Origin of the sequence: Dyella sp. M7H15-1, from assembly GCF_004114615.1 — a bacterium.
Lineage (GTDB): Bacteria > Pseudomonadota > Gammaproteobacteria > Xanthomonadales > Rhodanobacteraceae > Dyella_B.
This window is the reverse complement of the sequence record NZ_CP035300.1, coordinates 1324304-1340117: the sequence shown is the minus strand read 5'-3', so window position 1 is coordinate 1340117 and position 15814 is coordinate 1324304. Positions and strand designations below refer to the sequence as shown.

The following is a 15814-nucleotide window of genomic DNA, read 5'->3' as shown; positions in this document are numbered from 1 at the left end:
GGAGGGAAATCTGCACCGGGCTGGAGGGGCGTCGGAAAGACGCTAGAGGAGACACCATTGGCAGAGGCTTCGTGCGGGCTGAAGGACGGGAGGCTCGACCGTCAAACAGCGTTGGCAACTTCCACGGCATGGAAATAAGCGTCTGCCGAGTAGTCAGACCGGGCTTGCCGGGATTGGTTCCCGCATCGGGTGAAATTTTTTCGCGGCTCGTGCGTCTCTGGAACCATGCATGCTGCAGTGTGGCGTGGAGATATCAAAAACCGGGCCAGGGCGGCCTCACCGCCAAGACAAGGGCGATCGGGCGACCGAATCTGGCAGAACGCGGGCAAAGCACGCTCCCGGGCTTGCGCGGCACGGGGCTCGCATAGCAACCTGCGTGCCACTCACGAGGAATCCACATGGGCCGCAGCATCGCCATCGTCGAAGACGAACCCCTGATCCGTGCCAACTACGTCGAGGCGCTCAACCGCTTTGGCTACGACACCCGCGGTTACGGCTCGCGGCAAGAGGCGTCCAACGCCTTCACCATCCGGCTACCGGAGTTGGTGATCATCGATATCGGTTTGGGCGATGAGCCGGAAGGTGGTTTCGATCTCTGTCGTGAACTGCGCGCCAAATCGGCCACGCTGCCCATCATCTTCCTCACGGCTCGCGATTCAGACTTCGACGTGATTTCCGGCCTGCGTTTGGGCGCGGACGATTACCTCAGCAAGGACACCAGCCTGCATCAGTTGGCTGCCCGCATTGCCGCCTTGTTCCGCCGGATCGAATCACTGAAAACACCCACTTCCAGCGAAACGGTGATTGGCCACGGCCCGCTCAAGCTCGAATCCGAGCGTATGCGCATCACCTGGAACGAGGTAGAAGTGCCGCTCACCGTGACCGAATTCTGGATGGTGCACACGCTGGTGCGCTTCCCAGGCCACGTGAAAAATCGCGATCAACTTATGCGCGAAGCGGAGCTGGTGGTGGATGATGCCACTATCACTTCGCACATCAAACGCATCCGCAAGAAATTCATTGCGGTGGCCCCGGAATTCGATGCCATCGAAACCGTACATGGCGTTGGCTACCGGTGGCGTCCATGATGCGACTGCGTTGGGTGCTTGCAAGTCGGTCGCTATGTGCAGGCGTCACCCTGGCAGCGCAGCCTGACATGGCGGTCGAAACGCATGGTCCGGCCGACGGTGCCGCGCCTGCGTGGAGCATTGCTACGACGGCGCCCGTCGGCTGGACCAGGGATTGCTGCACCTACGCCAGTGCTATCGGTGTGAACTATGTGCTTTATTATCAATGAGCCTCCGCCAAAAACTGCTGCTGGTTGCCCTATGTACGCTCGCATTGCCGGTGGCCGGCTGGCTGTACGTGCGCCAGATGGAAACCCTGCTGCGCCAGGGGCAGGAACAGGCGCTGACAGCGACGGCGACAGCCGTGGCGCGCAGTCTTGCCGTGACCGATGTGCCGCTACCACAGCCTGGCAATGGCTGGTATGTGCAACAGGCGATAAGTCCCATCACCATCGACGGCTACGGCGATGACTGGGCACTGATGACGCCGTGGAGCCAGCCGCTGGGCAAACGCGGCAAGTTGCTGCTGGCGGAGGACGACAATGGTTTTTATGTCTACGTCGACGTACGTGCAGTGCATCGCACACGCGCCGATGCGGGCGACCCCAACGCGCTTTCGGCTGATCATCTGATTCTGGATCTGGCGCAAGGCTCGCAACATCGCCGTTATCTGATCGCGAGTGCCGCGCCGGGCGGCTTCACGGCATTGACCCTTGATCCACCCGCCGGCGATCTGCCTGACAGGATCGTTGGCCAATGGCAGGAAGATGGCAGCGGTTACCGCGTCGAATGGCGTTTGCCGCGCGGTCTCGGACTCAGCGCGCTAGGCGTAGGCGTCTACACCGCGGTGGATGGCGGTGACTCCCTTGCCGCCGACGTGCGTCCGCTCTGGCGTTATTCACCGGATCTCGCACAGGAATTGTCACGCATGGCGCCGGAGGACACGCGTGCGCGTCTCATAGCACCGTCCGGCTGGCTGTTGGCGCAGAGCGGGCGCCTGACGACCTCTGGTCCGCAGCCGGGTTGGTTGTCTTCGATCATCTACCGTTCGTTGTTAGCCAACCCACTCGAGGAAGCCGAGCTTTGGACGGCCGATGTGCCGCGCCTGGATTTGCCGGAAGTACAAAGTGCTCGTACCGGTCAGGCGACTATCGTCTGGCGTCAAGGTGAGGAACGCGACAGCGTTGTGCTTGCAACGACTGTGCCGGTTGAACGTGATCGCACGGTGGTTGGCGTGTTGCTGCTGGAGCAGGCCAGTCGCGCGGTGCCACTGTTGGCCAATCGCGCATTCCTGAGCCTGCTGTTGACCAGTTTTGGTGTGATGCTGGTAGCAGGCGCGATTCTGTTGCTGTTTGCGACGAGCCTCAGTCTTCGTCTTGGCCGGTTGCGCGATGCGGTCGAGCGTGCCCAGCTCAACGATGGGCGTTTGGACGGCCAGATGATTCAAGGCTATTTCCCGATGGTGGAGTCCAACGACGAGATCGGCGATCTGGCCCGCAGCTTCCAGAAATTGTTCGAAGCGGTTGGCGGCTATACCGATTACCTGCGCACACTGGCCTCGAAACTGTCGCACGAACTCAACACGCCGCTGGCGATTGTGAAGTCGTCGCTGGACAACCTTGAACATGCCGAATTGTCCGATGAGGCCCAGCCCTATCTGGCACGGGCACGCGACGGCGTAGCACGATTGGGCACACTCGTGCGCGCAATGAGCGAGGCCAACAGGATGGAGCGGGCGATTGCCGCCGCCGAGCCCGAAGATGTCGATCTGGTCGACGTGGTGCGAGGCTGTGCCGATGCCTATCGACCCCTGGCCGGCGCGCGTCTGCTGGAATGCGTGTTGCCTGATCAGCCCATGCATTTGCATGGCGCCCCGGAATTGATCGCCCAGGCGTTGGACAAGCTGTTCGACAACGCCTTGTCATTCACTCCCGTCGACGGTTGGTTACGGTTGAGTCTGCGGCCCTTCGATGGCGGCACCGAGATCGAATTGGCGAACCAGGGTCCCCTCTTACCAGCCGCCATGCAGGGGCGACTATTCGATTCACTGGTCAGTCTGCGCGACAAAGCCACCCCAGGCGATGCGCCGCATCTCGGGTTGGGCCTTTATGTGGTGCGGTTGGTGGTCGAGCGGCACAGTGGGGTTGCCTCGGCACGGAATCTGGAGGACGGCAGCGGAGTCGCTTTCAGCCTGCGCTTGCACGGAATGCCTAGGCAACGGCTAGCCGGTTAATGAATCACATAAATGCCGCCCGCGTCCGGCTAAGCCGGACTGAATCCCATGCATGATCGAACATCAACGCGAGACTCGTCATTCTCCCGACCCGCATGTGCCGTTGCCTCGCGAAGCACATCCAGACTCACCAAGCTTCACACTATCTCACGCAATCTCTCATTCATCGCGGCCACGCCTGTACCTCTCTTATCGGGAGCTGCAAGCACTCGCAGTGCTGTGAAGCAACCTCCGAAGAGCGTAGTGCGGGAAAACCGCACGCTACGTTCTGTGGGAGCCGGAGGCGGGCGGCCGCCTCCGGCGACTCGGTGACCGGAAAACCGGCCTCCTATCCGATGATCATGATCTGGCGCCGCTATCCCTGCATGCCTGGGACGGCTGCGTCGGTGATCACGTGGTTACAGATACTTAATTTCAATCGTTGCCGAGCCATCCAGGGTGATCTCGTTGCTTAAATCAATGTCTGCGTCAAAGAGTGGCTGGACAGAGAGTGCGGCAAGGATACTGCTGTAGCTGTTATACGTGTCCGCGCTCAAGCCGAAACGAGTGTAGTTTCCGCGCGCATCGAGGTTATAACTTACGGCCCAGGTTGTCGCCGTGTCGTCCGTGGCTTTGAAAGTCTTGACCGGTCCGCTGTCTCCAACGGCGGACCGCAAGCCTACCAGGTAGCCGCCTATGTTCTTGCCATTGGCTTGACCTAGGCCAAATGCTTCGGGGAGTTGGCCGGCGACGTTGTTGCTCACGGTTCCCGCCTTGTTGTCCGTGGCAGAAAGCGCAAATGATGTGGCTGCTGAGCAGGCTACGTTCAAATATAGATCCTTGGCGGCCACGGTTTTGATGCCTTCATAGGATGTATCGAGCTTAAGTGTCGTTGAGTTGATGGTTCCAAATTCGAAGTTTCCCGAAAGAGTCGGTACGCACGCCGAGGGAGAGATGGTGCCCGATACAGTGAAATCGACGCTTTCGGCGAATGCGGTGGATGCGGCGAGCACCAAGCTCGAAGCCAGAACGAGTTTCGAAAGGTTTTTCATGAACATTCCAGTTTGAATCAGAAGAGTGGGACGGTTTTTGGTTTGCAGCTAGTGCAATTCGATGGTGGTCGAGCTGCCAAGCACGAGGTTCTTGTTCAGTGGGAGGCTGCTCGCAGCGAATGGTTCAACGACAACGGTGACGTCAACGCGCTTGCAGTTACTTCGCGAGAAGTCGGAAATGCCTAGGCGCGTAAACCGGTCGACCAACGTTGGGAAAAGTGATCTCCCTGCGCCGGCCGTTACGCCGTTACAGATACTTGATTTCAATCGTTGCCGAGCCATCCATGGTAATTTCGTCGCCGAAATCAAGGCTTGCGTCAAGGTAAGGGAGGACGGTCAAGGTGGCCATGACCGTGCTGTAACTGTTATAGCTGTTCTCACTGGTGCCGAAGCGATAATAATCGTTCGGATTCACGGCGAGGCTCTGCACCCAGCTCGAGGCTGAACTGTCCGTGGCAAGATAAACGTTGGCAAGGGTGCCGTCCCCGAAGGCATGACCAAGCTCCGCCTTGTAACCGCCGATGTTCTTGCCATTGGCCTGACCCAAGCCAAAGAAGTAGGGGGATAGGGCGGTAACGCTGTCACTCACCGTGCCGGCCTTGTTATCTGTGGCAACCATCATGAATGACGTGGGTGCCGTGCAATCGATGCGAAAGTCTACCGTCTTCGTTGGGGCGCGTTTGACACCTCCTTCAACATCTTTAAGCTCGGTGGAGTTGATGACTCCAAAATCGAAGCTTCCCGAAAGGGTTGGAACGCACGCCGATGGAGAGATGGTGCCCGACACAGTGAAGTCGACGCTTTCGGCGAATACGGTGGATGCAGTAAGCGCAAGGGCTGAGGCCAGTAGTGTTTTTGAAATCTTGTTCACGTGTAGTCCTTGGATTGTGCGAGGGTTGTCTCGGCATATTCGTAACAAAGCATGCAATGGTTACATCTATACCCCGGGACCCTCAAAAGCCCGGTCTTCATTAGACGATTACGGCTAGAGATAAGTGACTTCTACCGTAGCGGAGCCATCAAGCATGATCACTTCCGATAGAGATAATTCTTGCGTAGGAAGAATCTTCGCTTGTATCCACATGTCGGCAGAAAGATGTTGATAGGCATGTGGCACGACCGATTCCGGTGCGGCGAAAGCGTAGAGTGCGTCGGTGACCAGCGGCTCCGCATCGCTTTGCCAGCGTATGCCATCGTCGTCGCTCCGTAGCAGCATCAGCGATGCGTTGCCTGCGAAGGCGTGGCTCACACGCACGCTGTACGATCCGATATCGTGTCCTGCACTACGGCCAAGTCCGAAACTATCGGTGGCCGCTCCGCCCGTTCCAGCGCGATTGTCGTGCAGTTTCAGCGCGAAATAGGTCGGCGCATCGCACTCTACTGTCAATTGCAAGCTTTTGGCATCCAGCAGGGTTGGTGTCGTGCGCTGCAAACGGGATGCCTGGATGGTGCCGTAGTCGACCACACCGGCATCCGACAGTGTCGGTTTGCACGCCGACGGAACAAGGGTGGCCTTGATGGAAAAGTCGGCGTGGTAATTCGCTGCGTTAGCGGTGAATGTGCAAACGCATGCGATGCAAAAAACGGTCCTTGAGGTGCGGCGAATCATGGCGTCACCATGTCGAACGTCCCTTGTTGATGCAGGTCGGTTTCGTCCCGGCGCAGTGATGTCGCAGCGGTGATCTGTGGTTTTACGGTCAGTTGCACAGAAAGTTGCGTGCCTTGGGCGGCTTGTCCGTCGATCAGGGGCTGTACCCCGAAGTGAGGGCGGAGGGGAAGGCTGTTGGCGATTTGCGAAGGTGGCTCACCGAGATAGCGAACGCTTCCCAACGATACCGGCTTGCCGTCGAGTAAGGCGTGATCGATGTTTATGGAAAAGCTGCCGCCATCGGCAAGGCGAAAACGGGAGGCATCGACAGCGGTTGCACGGAAGAACAGCGCCATGGCGGAGGGTGACGCGCAGATCGCGGTGAGCGTCACATGCCGTTCATGCAGCGGAAGATCGGTCTGCATGTGTGTGGGGGCAGCCAGTTCGCCGCGTGTGATGCGACCGTAATCGAGTTCGCTCTGGCTCAGTTGCACAGTGCAGTCAGCCGCATGCGTGGAGGCTGCTTGCAAGGCCAAGCCAAGCGTCAGCACGGCAAGCACGCACGTGCGGTATGTTTGAAGGAGGATGGTTGGCGGTGTCATAGCGGTTTGCATTGCGCATCAATGCGTTCGAAGTAGTTGTCGCCAGTGGGCTTGTCCGGCAGGGCGAAGGTCAGGCGACAAGGCCTGTCTTGGTCATCCACCGATTTAAAGGTTTCGTCGAGCCGAACGCCGCTCAGAAATACCTCGCCGTTGTTTCCCACTGCCGTGATGAATTGATCCGCGCCGTTGACAACGGTATTGCCCTTGGCGAGTGGCCGGCCACTTTCAGTGATGACACGGATCAGTACTCGTTGACTGCGGACCATATTGAAGTTGAGTTTTTGCACTGATCCACGTGCAGCCTCCACGCTATTGGATGTATTGCTGACATCGGCATCGCGTGGCAGTGTCTTGGCGACAATGTCCACCTGACTGCGCTGATACGCGCTCAGTTGTGGCACGACTGCGCGGCCCCATGCGTCGGTCCAAACGGAGCCGGCGGGTGTGTTTAGCTTTACGCCGGCTTGCCTGCTGCCTAATGAGGCGACACCGAATGTGTCCTGGACGGTATACGGCGAAAACGTAATGCCTTCGGAGTGTGCCACGATGCCGCCACGCAGGCCGGCGGTATACAACGAACTGCCAGAGCCGTAGCGCGAGTACGTCGCGTTGGTTTGCGTATAGCGCGGCAGTACGCCTGCGCCGATGGAAACGTCGGTGGTTCCCCGTGTCTGATCGCGCTGTAACGAAGCGTTGTAGTTGAACTGATCGTTGACGCGGCTGTTGTAATTCACGCCAAGACGCTGCCGGCCGTCACGTTGTTCCGCCGTGGTGCGCAGGCTGTCGCGTCCCAATGGAAGTGTGAGCGTGGCGTAAATGGCATTGCCGTTGAGATGGCTTGCGCGTTGCTCGACGTTGGATGCATTCGATTTGATATTCCATTCACCGGTGATCGACAGGTTGGCGCGACGAAAGGATTTGCTCCACGTCATCACGGCGCGTTGGCCATATGCGCTGCCCGGTTGAAGCAAGTAACGCGAATAGTTCACGTTGAAAGCACCCAGGCCGGGATGATTCCAACTCATTAGCGCGCTGTATTGCCGATTGCTTGCGTCAGATCGCGCAAACTGGTCAGCCGGCAATGCGCCGGATGGAGACGCACGTTCATGCAACGTATCTTGCAGGTCGCGATAGCCTGGGGTGCGGACCAGGGCGGATGCGCCGATGGCGAAGCTATTGGGCAGCGGCATGCTTATCGACACGCTGGTCTGCAGGCCACGGACATGCTCACGATCGGTTTGAGCGATCATTTGTCGGTAACTGACACTCCAATTCTGGGGTGTTTTGGTGTCAATGCCATAACCCAGTGCCTCGTAACGGGTGGCGACCAATGCTCCGGTACTGAGGCGTGTCTGGCGACCCAGCGCCCAGCCGCGCGTGGCGCTCACCAGCGATGGCTGCAGGTTGCCGTCGCCCGACGTAAAGCGGCGTACCCGCCCGGCGGCAAGCGAATACCCTTCAGGTGCGAGTGAAGGTCGTAATAACGCGGCGGCAGGCACGGTAAAGCGCTGCGGGCTGCCGTCGGCCTCGATGACGGTGACTTCCAGCCCTGAGGAATTATTGAGGAGTGGAACATCGCGCAGCGCGAATGCGCCGGGCGGCATCACCGTCGTGTAGATCAAGGCGCCGTTCTGGCGCACTTCGACCCGCGCTTGCGAATGGGCAATGCCTTCGACGATGGCACCGGCACCATTGTTCACGTTGGCCAGCAAGGCTGATTCCGGCAAGATCTGAGCACCCTCGATCGAGGTGCCGGGGAAGATGGGCTGGCTCAGGTCGATCTGTCCAACCTGCAGCGCCACACGCTGCCGCGTGAAAGTGTGCTGGGCGTAGGTAAGCAATTGCTGGGTTTGCGTCCGGCCATCTTGCGAATTGAGCGACTGTCGGCTGCGCACGATCCAGTCGCCGGCGTTGAGTCCCAATTCCGTATTGGCCGATACCGATTGACTGGTTTGTGTGCCGAAACGGCTGTGGACGGCAGTCATGTCGTAATTGGCCAAGCCGGCGATGCCGCCGGTGGCATATTCCGGTTCGTTCTGTTCTGGTTCGCGCAAGGCGTCGGTAGGCACAATCAATTCGACCTCGTCCTTGTCGGGTCGAAGATCGATATGCGCCTGCGGCCAGGCAGCGAGAAAATCGACGCAGGTTGGGGTGCTGCCCGCTGCGTTCGTGGAGATGCTTTTCCCGACTTCTTCAGGTAAAACCATGCGTGCCTTGTCGAGCAGGGCGCGATCGAAACACAACTGGCCATCGCCAGTAAATGGCACCTCGAGTTGTCCGCGCTTACGACCGTTGACGAAGAGCGTTACCCGTTGCGGGCCGTCGGGAAAACGCGGCGCGTCGCGAAAATAAGCGGCAAGCTTTGGATCGATGCCGCGCCTCTTCAGGGTTTCGCTGTCGAATTCCAGCGATTGCGGCTTGCTCGTTGACGAGATAGCTGGACTGGTTTCGGCCGCCAAGACGTCCAAACCCAGAGCAACCTGCGCCAAGGTGGCAGAAACCTTTATGACGAGGTATTTTCGAGACGTTCCCATCCAGGCCGAGCGGGTGCGGCGATGCATAGTGTCGAAATGCCATGCAGCCGATTACTGCCCGGCAGTTACCGGTGCTTGATGCTTGGGCAATGCAAAGCCATACAGCGAGGCCGGTGTGAATTCGACGGCCGTGGCCGTGCCCTTGATGGGCACCGAAATGACCTGGCCTGGCAACACGTAGGGATTAGGTAGCTCGGCGGACGCATTGCCTGGCTGCAATACCAGATCTTGCGCTATGCGCACCACGTACGGGCTATCGTTGCGTACCGTCAGCGAATCCTTGCTGGCCGACCAGGTCAGCAGCTTCCACGGTTCTTTGTTGAGCGGAAGCCCCTTGGGATGAATGATCACCGGCAGGTTTTGCCGTACCGTTACGGCCAGTTTGGCTTTGGCGTTAGGATCCTTGGGCTGGATGCCTTCGAACGTGGCGCGCTTTAGACGCTCGGTTTTCAGCGGCTCACGGTTTTGCAGAATGAAGCGTACCGTTTGCGACGCACCAGGCTCCACGCGAGTGACGGGAGGCGTCACGATCAATAACGGCTCTTTATCTTCGGGTATGTCTTCGAGACTGACGTAAAGCAAGGCGGCAACGGGGTCATCGTTGCGCACCTGCATGCTTGCTTCCTTGTCGGCTTCATTGACCAATACGACCGTGGTGGCCGGCAGCATGCCGTCTGCGTGTGCGGCTAACGAGCCTGACGCGAATATTGCTGCGACGATAATCTTCAGCGAAGGTCGAATGGTACGAGTCATAGGGCGCTCAGCGGGTGTGTGTTCTCAAGCCAGCCCATGAATATTCAGGCCGTTGACGAGAAGAGGTATTCGCTCAGCTGGACATGCGCCATGTCTGCGTAGACATCGATGTCACTGCTGGCTAAAGGTTTCGTGTTTCTGAAAAGGGGGCAGTCTATAGATGGGTAATGGTCGATCATATGGTTAAAGTCCTAAAAGGGCTTATTTAGTGCATGAATCGTAATTATTGGAAATTACGGTGGACGATCTGCAATGGTTTGCGGACGATCGGCAATGCCGCTGCCGATAATTGGCCGCGTTCCGCGTGGTGATCAGGATGGGTGATGAGTTCGGAGCCGTTCGCTTTGTTCTTTCGGCATGGATATCTGCAAGCCTTGCTGTGATGCGCCTTCATCACGCACAGCGGCTTCAAGGCTTCTGAATAGTCGGTGTGGTGCAGGCTTCCGGATCGTCCAGTCCGTAACGTGACAGGTTCTTACCGCACGAACGGCCAGGGGGCCAGAAACACCAACCAGATAAAGATCAGCATGCCGATGTATTTCACTACCCGAAACAGTCTGGGGAATTTGTGTTTAAACACCCGGCTACGCGCGCGGTTGCGATGATTGAACGCAAATACCCGATTGATGAAGCCGGTTTTCTCTTCCGGCGACTCGGTGTTTGGCGAAGCCGTGATCTTGCCCATAAAGGCACCGACGCGATGATTGATGGCATTCATCAGGCGCGTGCGCAGCGGGCGCTCGACATCGGCGAACAGGATCACGCGAGTCTGGTCGGTATTGTTTTCCACCCAGTGCACATAGGTTTCATCGAACACCACATCCTTGCCGTCACCCCAGGCGTGTTCTTCGCCGTCAACGAAGATGCGGCAATCGCGCGAGTTCGGGGTGATCAAACCAAGGTGATAACGCAGCGATCCGGCGAATGGATCGCGATGCGGATTGAGTTTGCTGTGCGGGGCCAGGGTGGCGAACATCGCCGCCTTCACGCTGGGAATGGATTTGAGCAAGGCCACGGTTTGTGGGCACAGCGCTTCGGCCGAGGCCAGCGGTTCGCCGTACCATTTCAGATAAAAACGTTTCCAGCCCTGCTTGAAGAAGCTGTTGAAGCTGGCATCGTCGTTGTTCTGCGCGGCGCGGATATGGCCTTCGTCGAACAATTGCAAGGCTTCGTCGCGAATGACCTGCCAGTTGGACTGCAGCAGATCCAGTTGCGGAAAGCCGCGGCGATCGAGAATCGGCCTGGCCGGTACGGCCGAAAAGGCATACATCAGCAGGTTGTAGGGCGCGAACACGGCTGAGTGATCTACAAGCTGACGATCGAAGCGCAAGCGTGCACGGCCGCGCAGGTGCACCAGCAGCACGCACAGCACGAAGGCCAGCAGCACATACAGAACAATGAAGCGAGGACTGATGAAATCCATCGTGAAAATGGCTCGGATAACGCCTTGGGCAAGGCCGGAGTATGTGGTCGGATGGTCGCAAGTCAAGGATTTTACAGCCAATCCGGCTTAGTGCCTGAGTACATGACTGGCGCCACCGCCGGGTTGATAGCTGTTCTTCAAGGCGCGATGCACATAGGCGGTGGCCCGGCGTACCGCCGAGCGTGGCGTATGGCCACAGGCAAGTTCGGATGCGATGGCCGAGGCCAGCGTGCAGCCAGTGCCGTGGCCCTCGCGCGGCAAGCGGGCGTGTCGGATTTCCACGATGCCGCGATCATCGAAGTAGCGATCCACGATTTCACGACCGCGTGCATGCCCGCCTTTCAGCAGCACGCTGGCAGCACCCAGGGCGAGCAGAGCTTCTCCGGCGTCGGTCAGTTGTTTGGCGGTGCGAAGCGGGTAGTCAAGCAGGGTTTCCGCTTCGGGCAGGTTCGGGGTGAGTACGTCGGCTAACGGGATGAGTTCGTTCACCATCGCCTCCACCGCATCCTCATCCAGCAGACGTGAACCGCTGGTCGAGATCATGACCGGGTCGACTACCAGCCAGGCGGGTTTGCGCTTGCGCAATTCTCTGGCTACCAGTCGCACGGTCTTGGCGTTGCCAAGCATGCCGGTTTTGACGGCGGCGATCGGGAAATCGTCGAACACCGCTTTGATCTGGCTGCGGATATGGCCGAGGGGTACCGGATGCACAGCGCTTACGCCTTGCGTGTTCTGCGAAGTGATGGCGGCGATGACTGAAAGCCCATGCACGTGGTGTGCATGGAAGGTTTTCAGGTCAGCCTGGATGCCGGCACCACCGCCGGAGTCGGAGCCGGCGATAGTCAGGGCAATGGGAGGAGGGTATTGAGTTGCCACGCTCTTAGCTCGTCATCCCGGCGAAGGCCGGGATCTCAGTAAAACATGCGTGTGAAGCACATGAAAGGGATGTCGAGTGCAAAAGCATCAACCCAGCTTCTGCAACTGCTCGCGCAACGTAGTGAGCTGCGTGCCCCAATCCGCAATGCGCTGGCGCTCCTGCGTCACCACTTCGGCCGGCGCATTCGCCACGAAATTGGCATTGCCCAGCTTGTTCTCACATTTCTTGATCTCGCTTTCGATCTTGCCAATCTCCTTGGCGAGCCGCGCCTTCTCGGCGCCAAGATCGATCAGGCCGGCGAGCGGAATCAATACGCGCATCGAACCGACCACGGCTGCCGCAGCAGCCGGTTCATCAGCACCGGAAGCAATCCATTGTGGTGCTTCGACGCGCGCAAGGAAGCTGATCTGCGCAGCAAACTTGGCGGCGCGCGCGCGATCGCTGACGTCACCGTCAGCCAGTAGCAGCGGAATGATCTTGCCCGGTGCGATATTCATTTCCGCACGAATGCGGCGAATACCGCTGAGCACATTCTTGAACCATTCGATTTCTGCTGTGGCTGCTTCATCGGCCTGCATATCGCTGGCCTTGGGCCACGGGCGTTGCAGAATACCGTCTGCCTTGATGCCAAGCTTCGGCGCCACCGATTGCCAGATTTCTTCGGTGATGAACGGAATGATCGGATGCAGCGCACGCAGCACGGTTTCCAATACCACCAGCAAGGTGTGGCGCGTGGATGCTGCCGCGACTGCATCGTCGCCATTGAGCGCGGGCTTGGACAGCTCCAGGAACCAGTCGCAGTATTCGTTCCACACAAATTCGTACAGCGCCTGCGCCAGCAGGTCGAAACGGTACGTAACGAAGTGCTGTTCGACTTCGGCAAGCGTCTGTTTCAGCCGCGTAAAAATCCACCGCTCGGCTTCGGTCACGGCCCGAGTCCCGAGTCCCCAGTCCTCAGTCCCGTTTTCCCCTACATTCATCAGCACAAAGCGCGCCGCATTCCAGAGCTTGTTGCAGAACGCCTTGTAGCCTTCCGCACGCTTGATATCGAAGTTGATGGTGCGGCTGTAGCTGGCCAGTGCGGCGAAGGTGAAGCGCAGTGCGTCGGTACCGATGGCGGAAATGCCGTTTGGGTAATCCTTGCGCACGCGCTTTTCCACTTTCTCGCGCACTTGCGGGATCAGCAGCGACTTGGTGGATTTCTCCACCAGCGGCTCCAGCTCGATGCCGTCGATCAGGTCCAACGGATCGAGCGTGTTGCCCTTGGACTTGGACATCTTCTGGCCTTCCGCATCGCGCACGATGGCGTTGATGTACACCTCGCGGAACGGCACCGTGCCGGTGAAGTACTTGGTCGCCATCACCATGCGCGCGACCCAGAAAAAGATAATATCGAAACCGGTGACCAGCACGGCGCTGGGCAGGTAAATCTTGTCGGCTTCCCAGTTGGCGATCACTTCGCCGCGTTCGTTTTTTACCGGGCCATTCGCTGGCCAGCCGAGCGTGGAGAACGGCCACAGTGCGGCACTGAACCAGGTGTCGAGCACGTCCTCGTCCTGCTTCAATGCGCCAACCGGCGTGATGGACGCATGCTTGCGCGCATCGGTTTCGTCTTCGCCGACGAAGATCTGGCCGGCTTCGTCGTACCACGCCGGAATGCGATGGCCCCACCAGAGCTGGCGGCTGATGCACCAGTCTTGGATATTTTCCAGCCACTGCGTGTAGGTTGTGGTCCAGTTTTCTGGCACGAACTTGATTTCGCCCGAGCGCACGGCATTCAGCGCAGGCGCGGTGATCATCTTGCGACCTTTGTCGCTGGTGAGATCAACAAACCACTGATCGGTGAGCATCGGTTCGATCACCGCATCGGAACGGTCGCTGACCGGCACCTGCAACTTGTGCGGTTTGGTTTCGACCAGCAGGCCGGCGGCTTCAAGATCGGCGAGCACCAGCTTGCGGGCATCGTAGCGGTCCAAGCCTTGATACTTGGCAGGCGTGTTGCCGTTGACCTTCGCATCGAGCGTGAAGATCTCGATCGGTGCAAGCTTGTGGCGCTGGCCGACGGCGTAGTCGTTGAAGTCGTGCGCGGGCGTGATCTTCACGCAGCCGGTGCCGAATTCTTTGTCGACGTAGTTGTCGGCAATCACTGGAATTTGGCGGCCGCTCAGCGGCAAGGTGAGGGTCTTGCCGATCAGATGCTGGTAGCGCTCATCGTCTGGATGCACGGCCACGGCCACGTCACCCAGCATGGTTTCCGGGCGCGTAGTGGCGACAACAACGCTTTCGTCACTGTCGGTAATCGGATAGCGGATCGACCACATGTGTCCATCGCGTTCCACATTGTTCACTTCCAGATCCGACACCGCCGTACCCAGCACCGGATCCCAGTTCACCAAGCGGTTGCCGCGATAGATCAGGCCCGCGCGATACCATTCCACGAACACCTTGCGCACCGCGGCGGACAAACCTTCATCCATGGTGAAGCGCTCGCGCGACCAATCGGCAGCCACACCAAGGCGGCGCATCTGGTGGGTGATGGTGGAGCCGGACTCCTCCTTCCATTGCCACACGCGCTCGACGAACGGTTCACGGCCCAGGTCGTGGCGGCTCTTGCTTTCCGCGGCGAGCTGGTTTTCCACGATTTTCTGCGTGGCGATGCCGGCATGGTCGGTGCCCACCTGCCACAGCGTGTTCATGCCGCGCATGCGCTGGTAGCGGATCAGCATGTCCATCACGGTCTGCTGGAAGGCGTGACCCATGTGCAGCGTGCCAGTGACGTTCGGTGGCGGCAGCAGGATGCAATAGGGATCTCCCTTCCCCAAAGTACGAAATACATCACTGGCTTCCCAGCGTGCATACCATTTCGATTCAATTGAACGGGGTTCGAAACTCTTTTCCATCGGGGGCTCGCGTTTACGCGCCGGATGGCGCGCGTTGCCTTAACGGGTAAACGCCCATTGTACGGGCCAGGGCATGGGCTGCCAAAAATGCGAGAATGTGTTGATGAACCTGCTAGCTATAGAAACCGCCACCGAAGCCTGTTCCGTCGCCCTGGTGCACGGTGAGATTGTGATTGCCCGCAGCGAGTTGGCGCCACGCCGTCACGCTGAACGTGTGTTGCCCATGGCCGACGAGCTGCTGGCTGAAGCGGGTATCGGCAAACATGCGCTGGATGGGATTGCAGTAGGGCGTGGCCCCGGTGCGTTTACCGGCGTACGTCTGGCGGTATCGCTGGCGCAAGGCATGGCGATGGCGCTGGACCTGCCGGTGGTCACCATCTCTTCACTAGCGGCGTTGGCGCTTGAAGCGCCGGAAGACGATGCCGCTATTCTGGCAGTGATCGATGCACGCATGGGCGAGATTTATGCAGCGAGCTATCGACGAGACGACAATGGCGACCTGATCGCGCTGGATGAAGAGCGTGTCTGCACTGCCGATGCGCTGGTATTGCCGCAAGCCGCCGCATGGCATGTGGTGGGTACCGGATGGGCTACTTATGCCGATATGCTTGCCAAGCGCCTGGGCAGTGCGCCCCGTTCAGCGGATGGTGCCTGTTATCCGCAGGCGCATCATGTTGCCACCCTGGCGGCAAGCGAATTCAAGGCGGGCAAGACCAAGGTTCCTGAACTTGCGTTGCCGGTGTATTTGCGCGACAAGGTTGCGTTGACCTTGGTAGAGCAGGGGCGTTGCCTTAAGGAGTAAAGCG

At 58.9% G+C, this 15814-nt stretch carries 13 protein-coding genes; 4 read left to right on the top strand and 9 right to left on the bottom strand.

The genetic code is table 11. From position 1 onward, the window contains the following. The first annotated feature begins 398 nt into the window (after positions 1-398). Genes pdsR through EO087_RS06360 form a run of 3 tightly spaced genes read left to right on the top strand, consistent with a single transcriptional unit; the run spans position 399 to position 3300 of the window. Positions 399-1088, top strand: a complete 690-nt coding sequence (pdsR, locus tag EO087_RS06370) for a proteobacterial dedicated sortase system response regulator (RefSeq protein ID WP_128898138.1) — start codon at positions 399-401, stop codon at positions 1086-1088. Next, complete coding sequence (locus EO087_RS06365; RefSeq protein ID WP_128898137.1) at positions 1085-1297, top strand: hypothetical protein; 213 nt, start codon at positions 1085-1087, stop codon at positions 1295-1297. The genes pdsR and EO087_RS06365 overlap by 4 nt, the downstream gene beginning before the upstream one ends. After that, complete coding sequence (locus EO087_RS06360; RefSeq protein ID WP_128898136.1) at positions 1294-3300, top strand: ATP-binding protein; 2007 nt, start codon at positions 1294-1296, stop codon at positions 3298-3300. Before EO087_RS06365 ends, EO087_RS06360 begins: the two co-directional genes overlap by 4 nt. A 398-nt stretch (positions 3301-3698) precedes the next feature. On the opposite strand, the gene EO087_RS06355 is transcribed toward EO087_RS06360, so the two are convergent. The 9 genes from EO087_RS06355 to EO087_RS06315 all read right to left on the bottom strand — a co-directional run bounded on the left by EO087_RS06355 (position 3699) and on the right by EO087_RS06315 (position 15008). Then, positions 3699-4331, bottom strand: a complete 633-nt coding sequence (locus tag EO087_RS06355; RefSeq protein ID WP_164931785.1) for a DUF1120 domain-containing protein — start codon at positions 4329-4331, stop codon at positions 3699-3701. 247 nt (positions 4332-4578) lie between these two features. Then, positions 4579-5202, bottom strand: coding sequence for a DUF1120 domain-containing protein (locus tag EO087_RS06350; RefSeq protein ID WP_164931784.1), 624 nt, complete (start codon positions 5200-5202; stop codon positions 4579-4581). 114 nt (positions 5203-5316) lie between these two features. Beyond that, entirely contained in the window at positions 5317-5940 is a 624-nt protein-coding gene (locus EO087_RS06345) for a DUF1120 domain-containing protein (RefSeq protein WP_128898133.1), read from the bottom strand. Then, positions 5937-6521, bottom strand: coding sequence for a hypothetical protein (locus tag EO087_RS06340; protein ID WP_128898132.1), 585 nt, complete (start codon positions 6519-6521; stop codon positions 5937-5939). Before EO087_RS06340 ends, EO087_RS06345 begins: the two co-directional genes overlap by 4 nt. Next, positions 6518-9010, bottom strand: coding sequence for a fimbria/pilus outer membrane usher protein (locus tag EO087_RS06335; protein WP_164931783.1), 2493 nt, complete (start codon positions 9008-9010; stop codon positions 6518-6520). The genes EO087_RS06340 and EO087_RS06335 overlap by 4 nt, the downstream gene beginning before the upstream one ends. A gap of 96 nt (positions 9011-9106) precedes the next feature. Then, positions 9107-9808: a fimbria/pilus chaperone family protein gene (locus EO087_RS06330; protein ID WP_128898130.1), complete on the bottom strand. Its 702-nt coding sequence runs from the start codon at positions 9806-9808 to the stop codon at positions 9107-9109. A gap of 475 nt (positions 9809-10283) precedes the next feature. Continuing rightward, positions 10284-11207 carry an aspartyl/asparaginyl beta-hydroxylase domain-containing protein gene (locus EO087_RS06325; RefSeq protein WP_304988491.1) on the bottom strand — a complete coding sequence of 308 codons (924 nt, stop codon included), beginning with the start codon at positions 11205-11207 and terminating at the stop codon, positions 10284-10286. A gap of 111 nt (positions 11208-11318) precedes the next feature. Beyond that, entirely contained in the window at positions 11319-12107 is a 789-nt protein-coding gene (gene thiD, locus EO087_RS06320) for a bifunctional hydroxymethylpyrimidine kinase/phosphomethylpyrimidine kinase (RefSeq protein WP_128898128.1), read from the bottom strand. A gap of 87 nt (positions 12108-12194) precedes the next feature. Next, the gene (locus tag EO087_RS06315) at positions 12195-15008 is read right to left on the bottom strand and encodes a valine--tRNA ligase (RefSeq protein ID WP_128898127.1); all 2814 of its coding nucleotides are present in this window, start codon (positions 15006-15008) and stop codon (positions 12195-12197) included. Positions 15009-15111: 103 nt separating this feature from the next. Between EO087_RS06315 and tsaB the strand changes: the two genes are divergently transcribed. Further along, positions 15112-15810, top strand: coding sequence for a tRNA (adenosine(37)-N6)-threonylcarbamoyltransferase complex dimerization subunit type 1 TsaB (gene tsaB / locus EO087_RS06310; protein WP_128898126.1), 699 nt, complete (start codon positions 15112-15114; stop codon positions 15808-15810). Positions 15811-15814 lie beyond the last annotated feature (4 nt).

Excerpts from the sequence above, each read along its gene's own strand:
- tsaB (WP_128898126.1), top strand. The coding sequence starts at position 15,112 with ATGAACCTGCTAGCTATAGAAACCGCCACCGAAGCCTGTTCCGTCGCC.
- EO087_RS06345 (WP_128898133.1), bottom strand. The coding sequence starts at position 5,940 with ATGATTCGCCGCACCTCAAGGACCGTTTTTTGCATCGCATGCGTTTGC.
- EO087_RS06365 (WP_128898137.1), top strand. The coding sequence starts at position 1,085 with ATGATGCGACTGCGTTGGGTGCTTGCAAGTCGGTCGCTATGTGCAGGC.
- pdsR (WP_128898138.1), top strand. The coding sequence starts at position 399 with ATGGGCCGCAGCATCGCCATCGTCGAAGACGAACCCCTGATCCGTGCC.
- EO087_RS06340 (WP_128898132.1), bottom strand. The coding sequence starts at position 6,521 with ATGACACCGCCAACCATCCTCCTTCAAACATACCGCACGTGCGTGCTT.
- EO087_RS06330 (WP_128898130.1), bottom strand. The coding sequence starts at position 9,808 with ATGACTCGTACCATTCGACCTTCGCTGAAGATTATCGTCGCAGCAATA.
- EO087_RS06315 (WP_128898127.1), bottom strand. The coding sequence starts at position 15,008 with ATGGAAAAGAGTTTCGAACCCCGTTCAATTGAATCGAAATGGTATGCA.
- EO087_RS06355 (WP_164931785.1), bottom strand. The coding sequence starts at position 4,331 with ATGAAAAACCTTTCGAAACTCGTTCTGGCTTCGAGCTTGGTGCTCGCC.
- EO087_RS06360 (WP_128898136.1), top strand. The coding sequence starts at position 1,294 with ATGAGCCTCCGCCAAAAACTGCTGCTGGTTGCCCTATGTACGCTCGCA.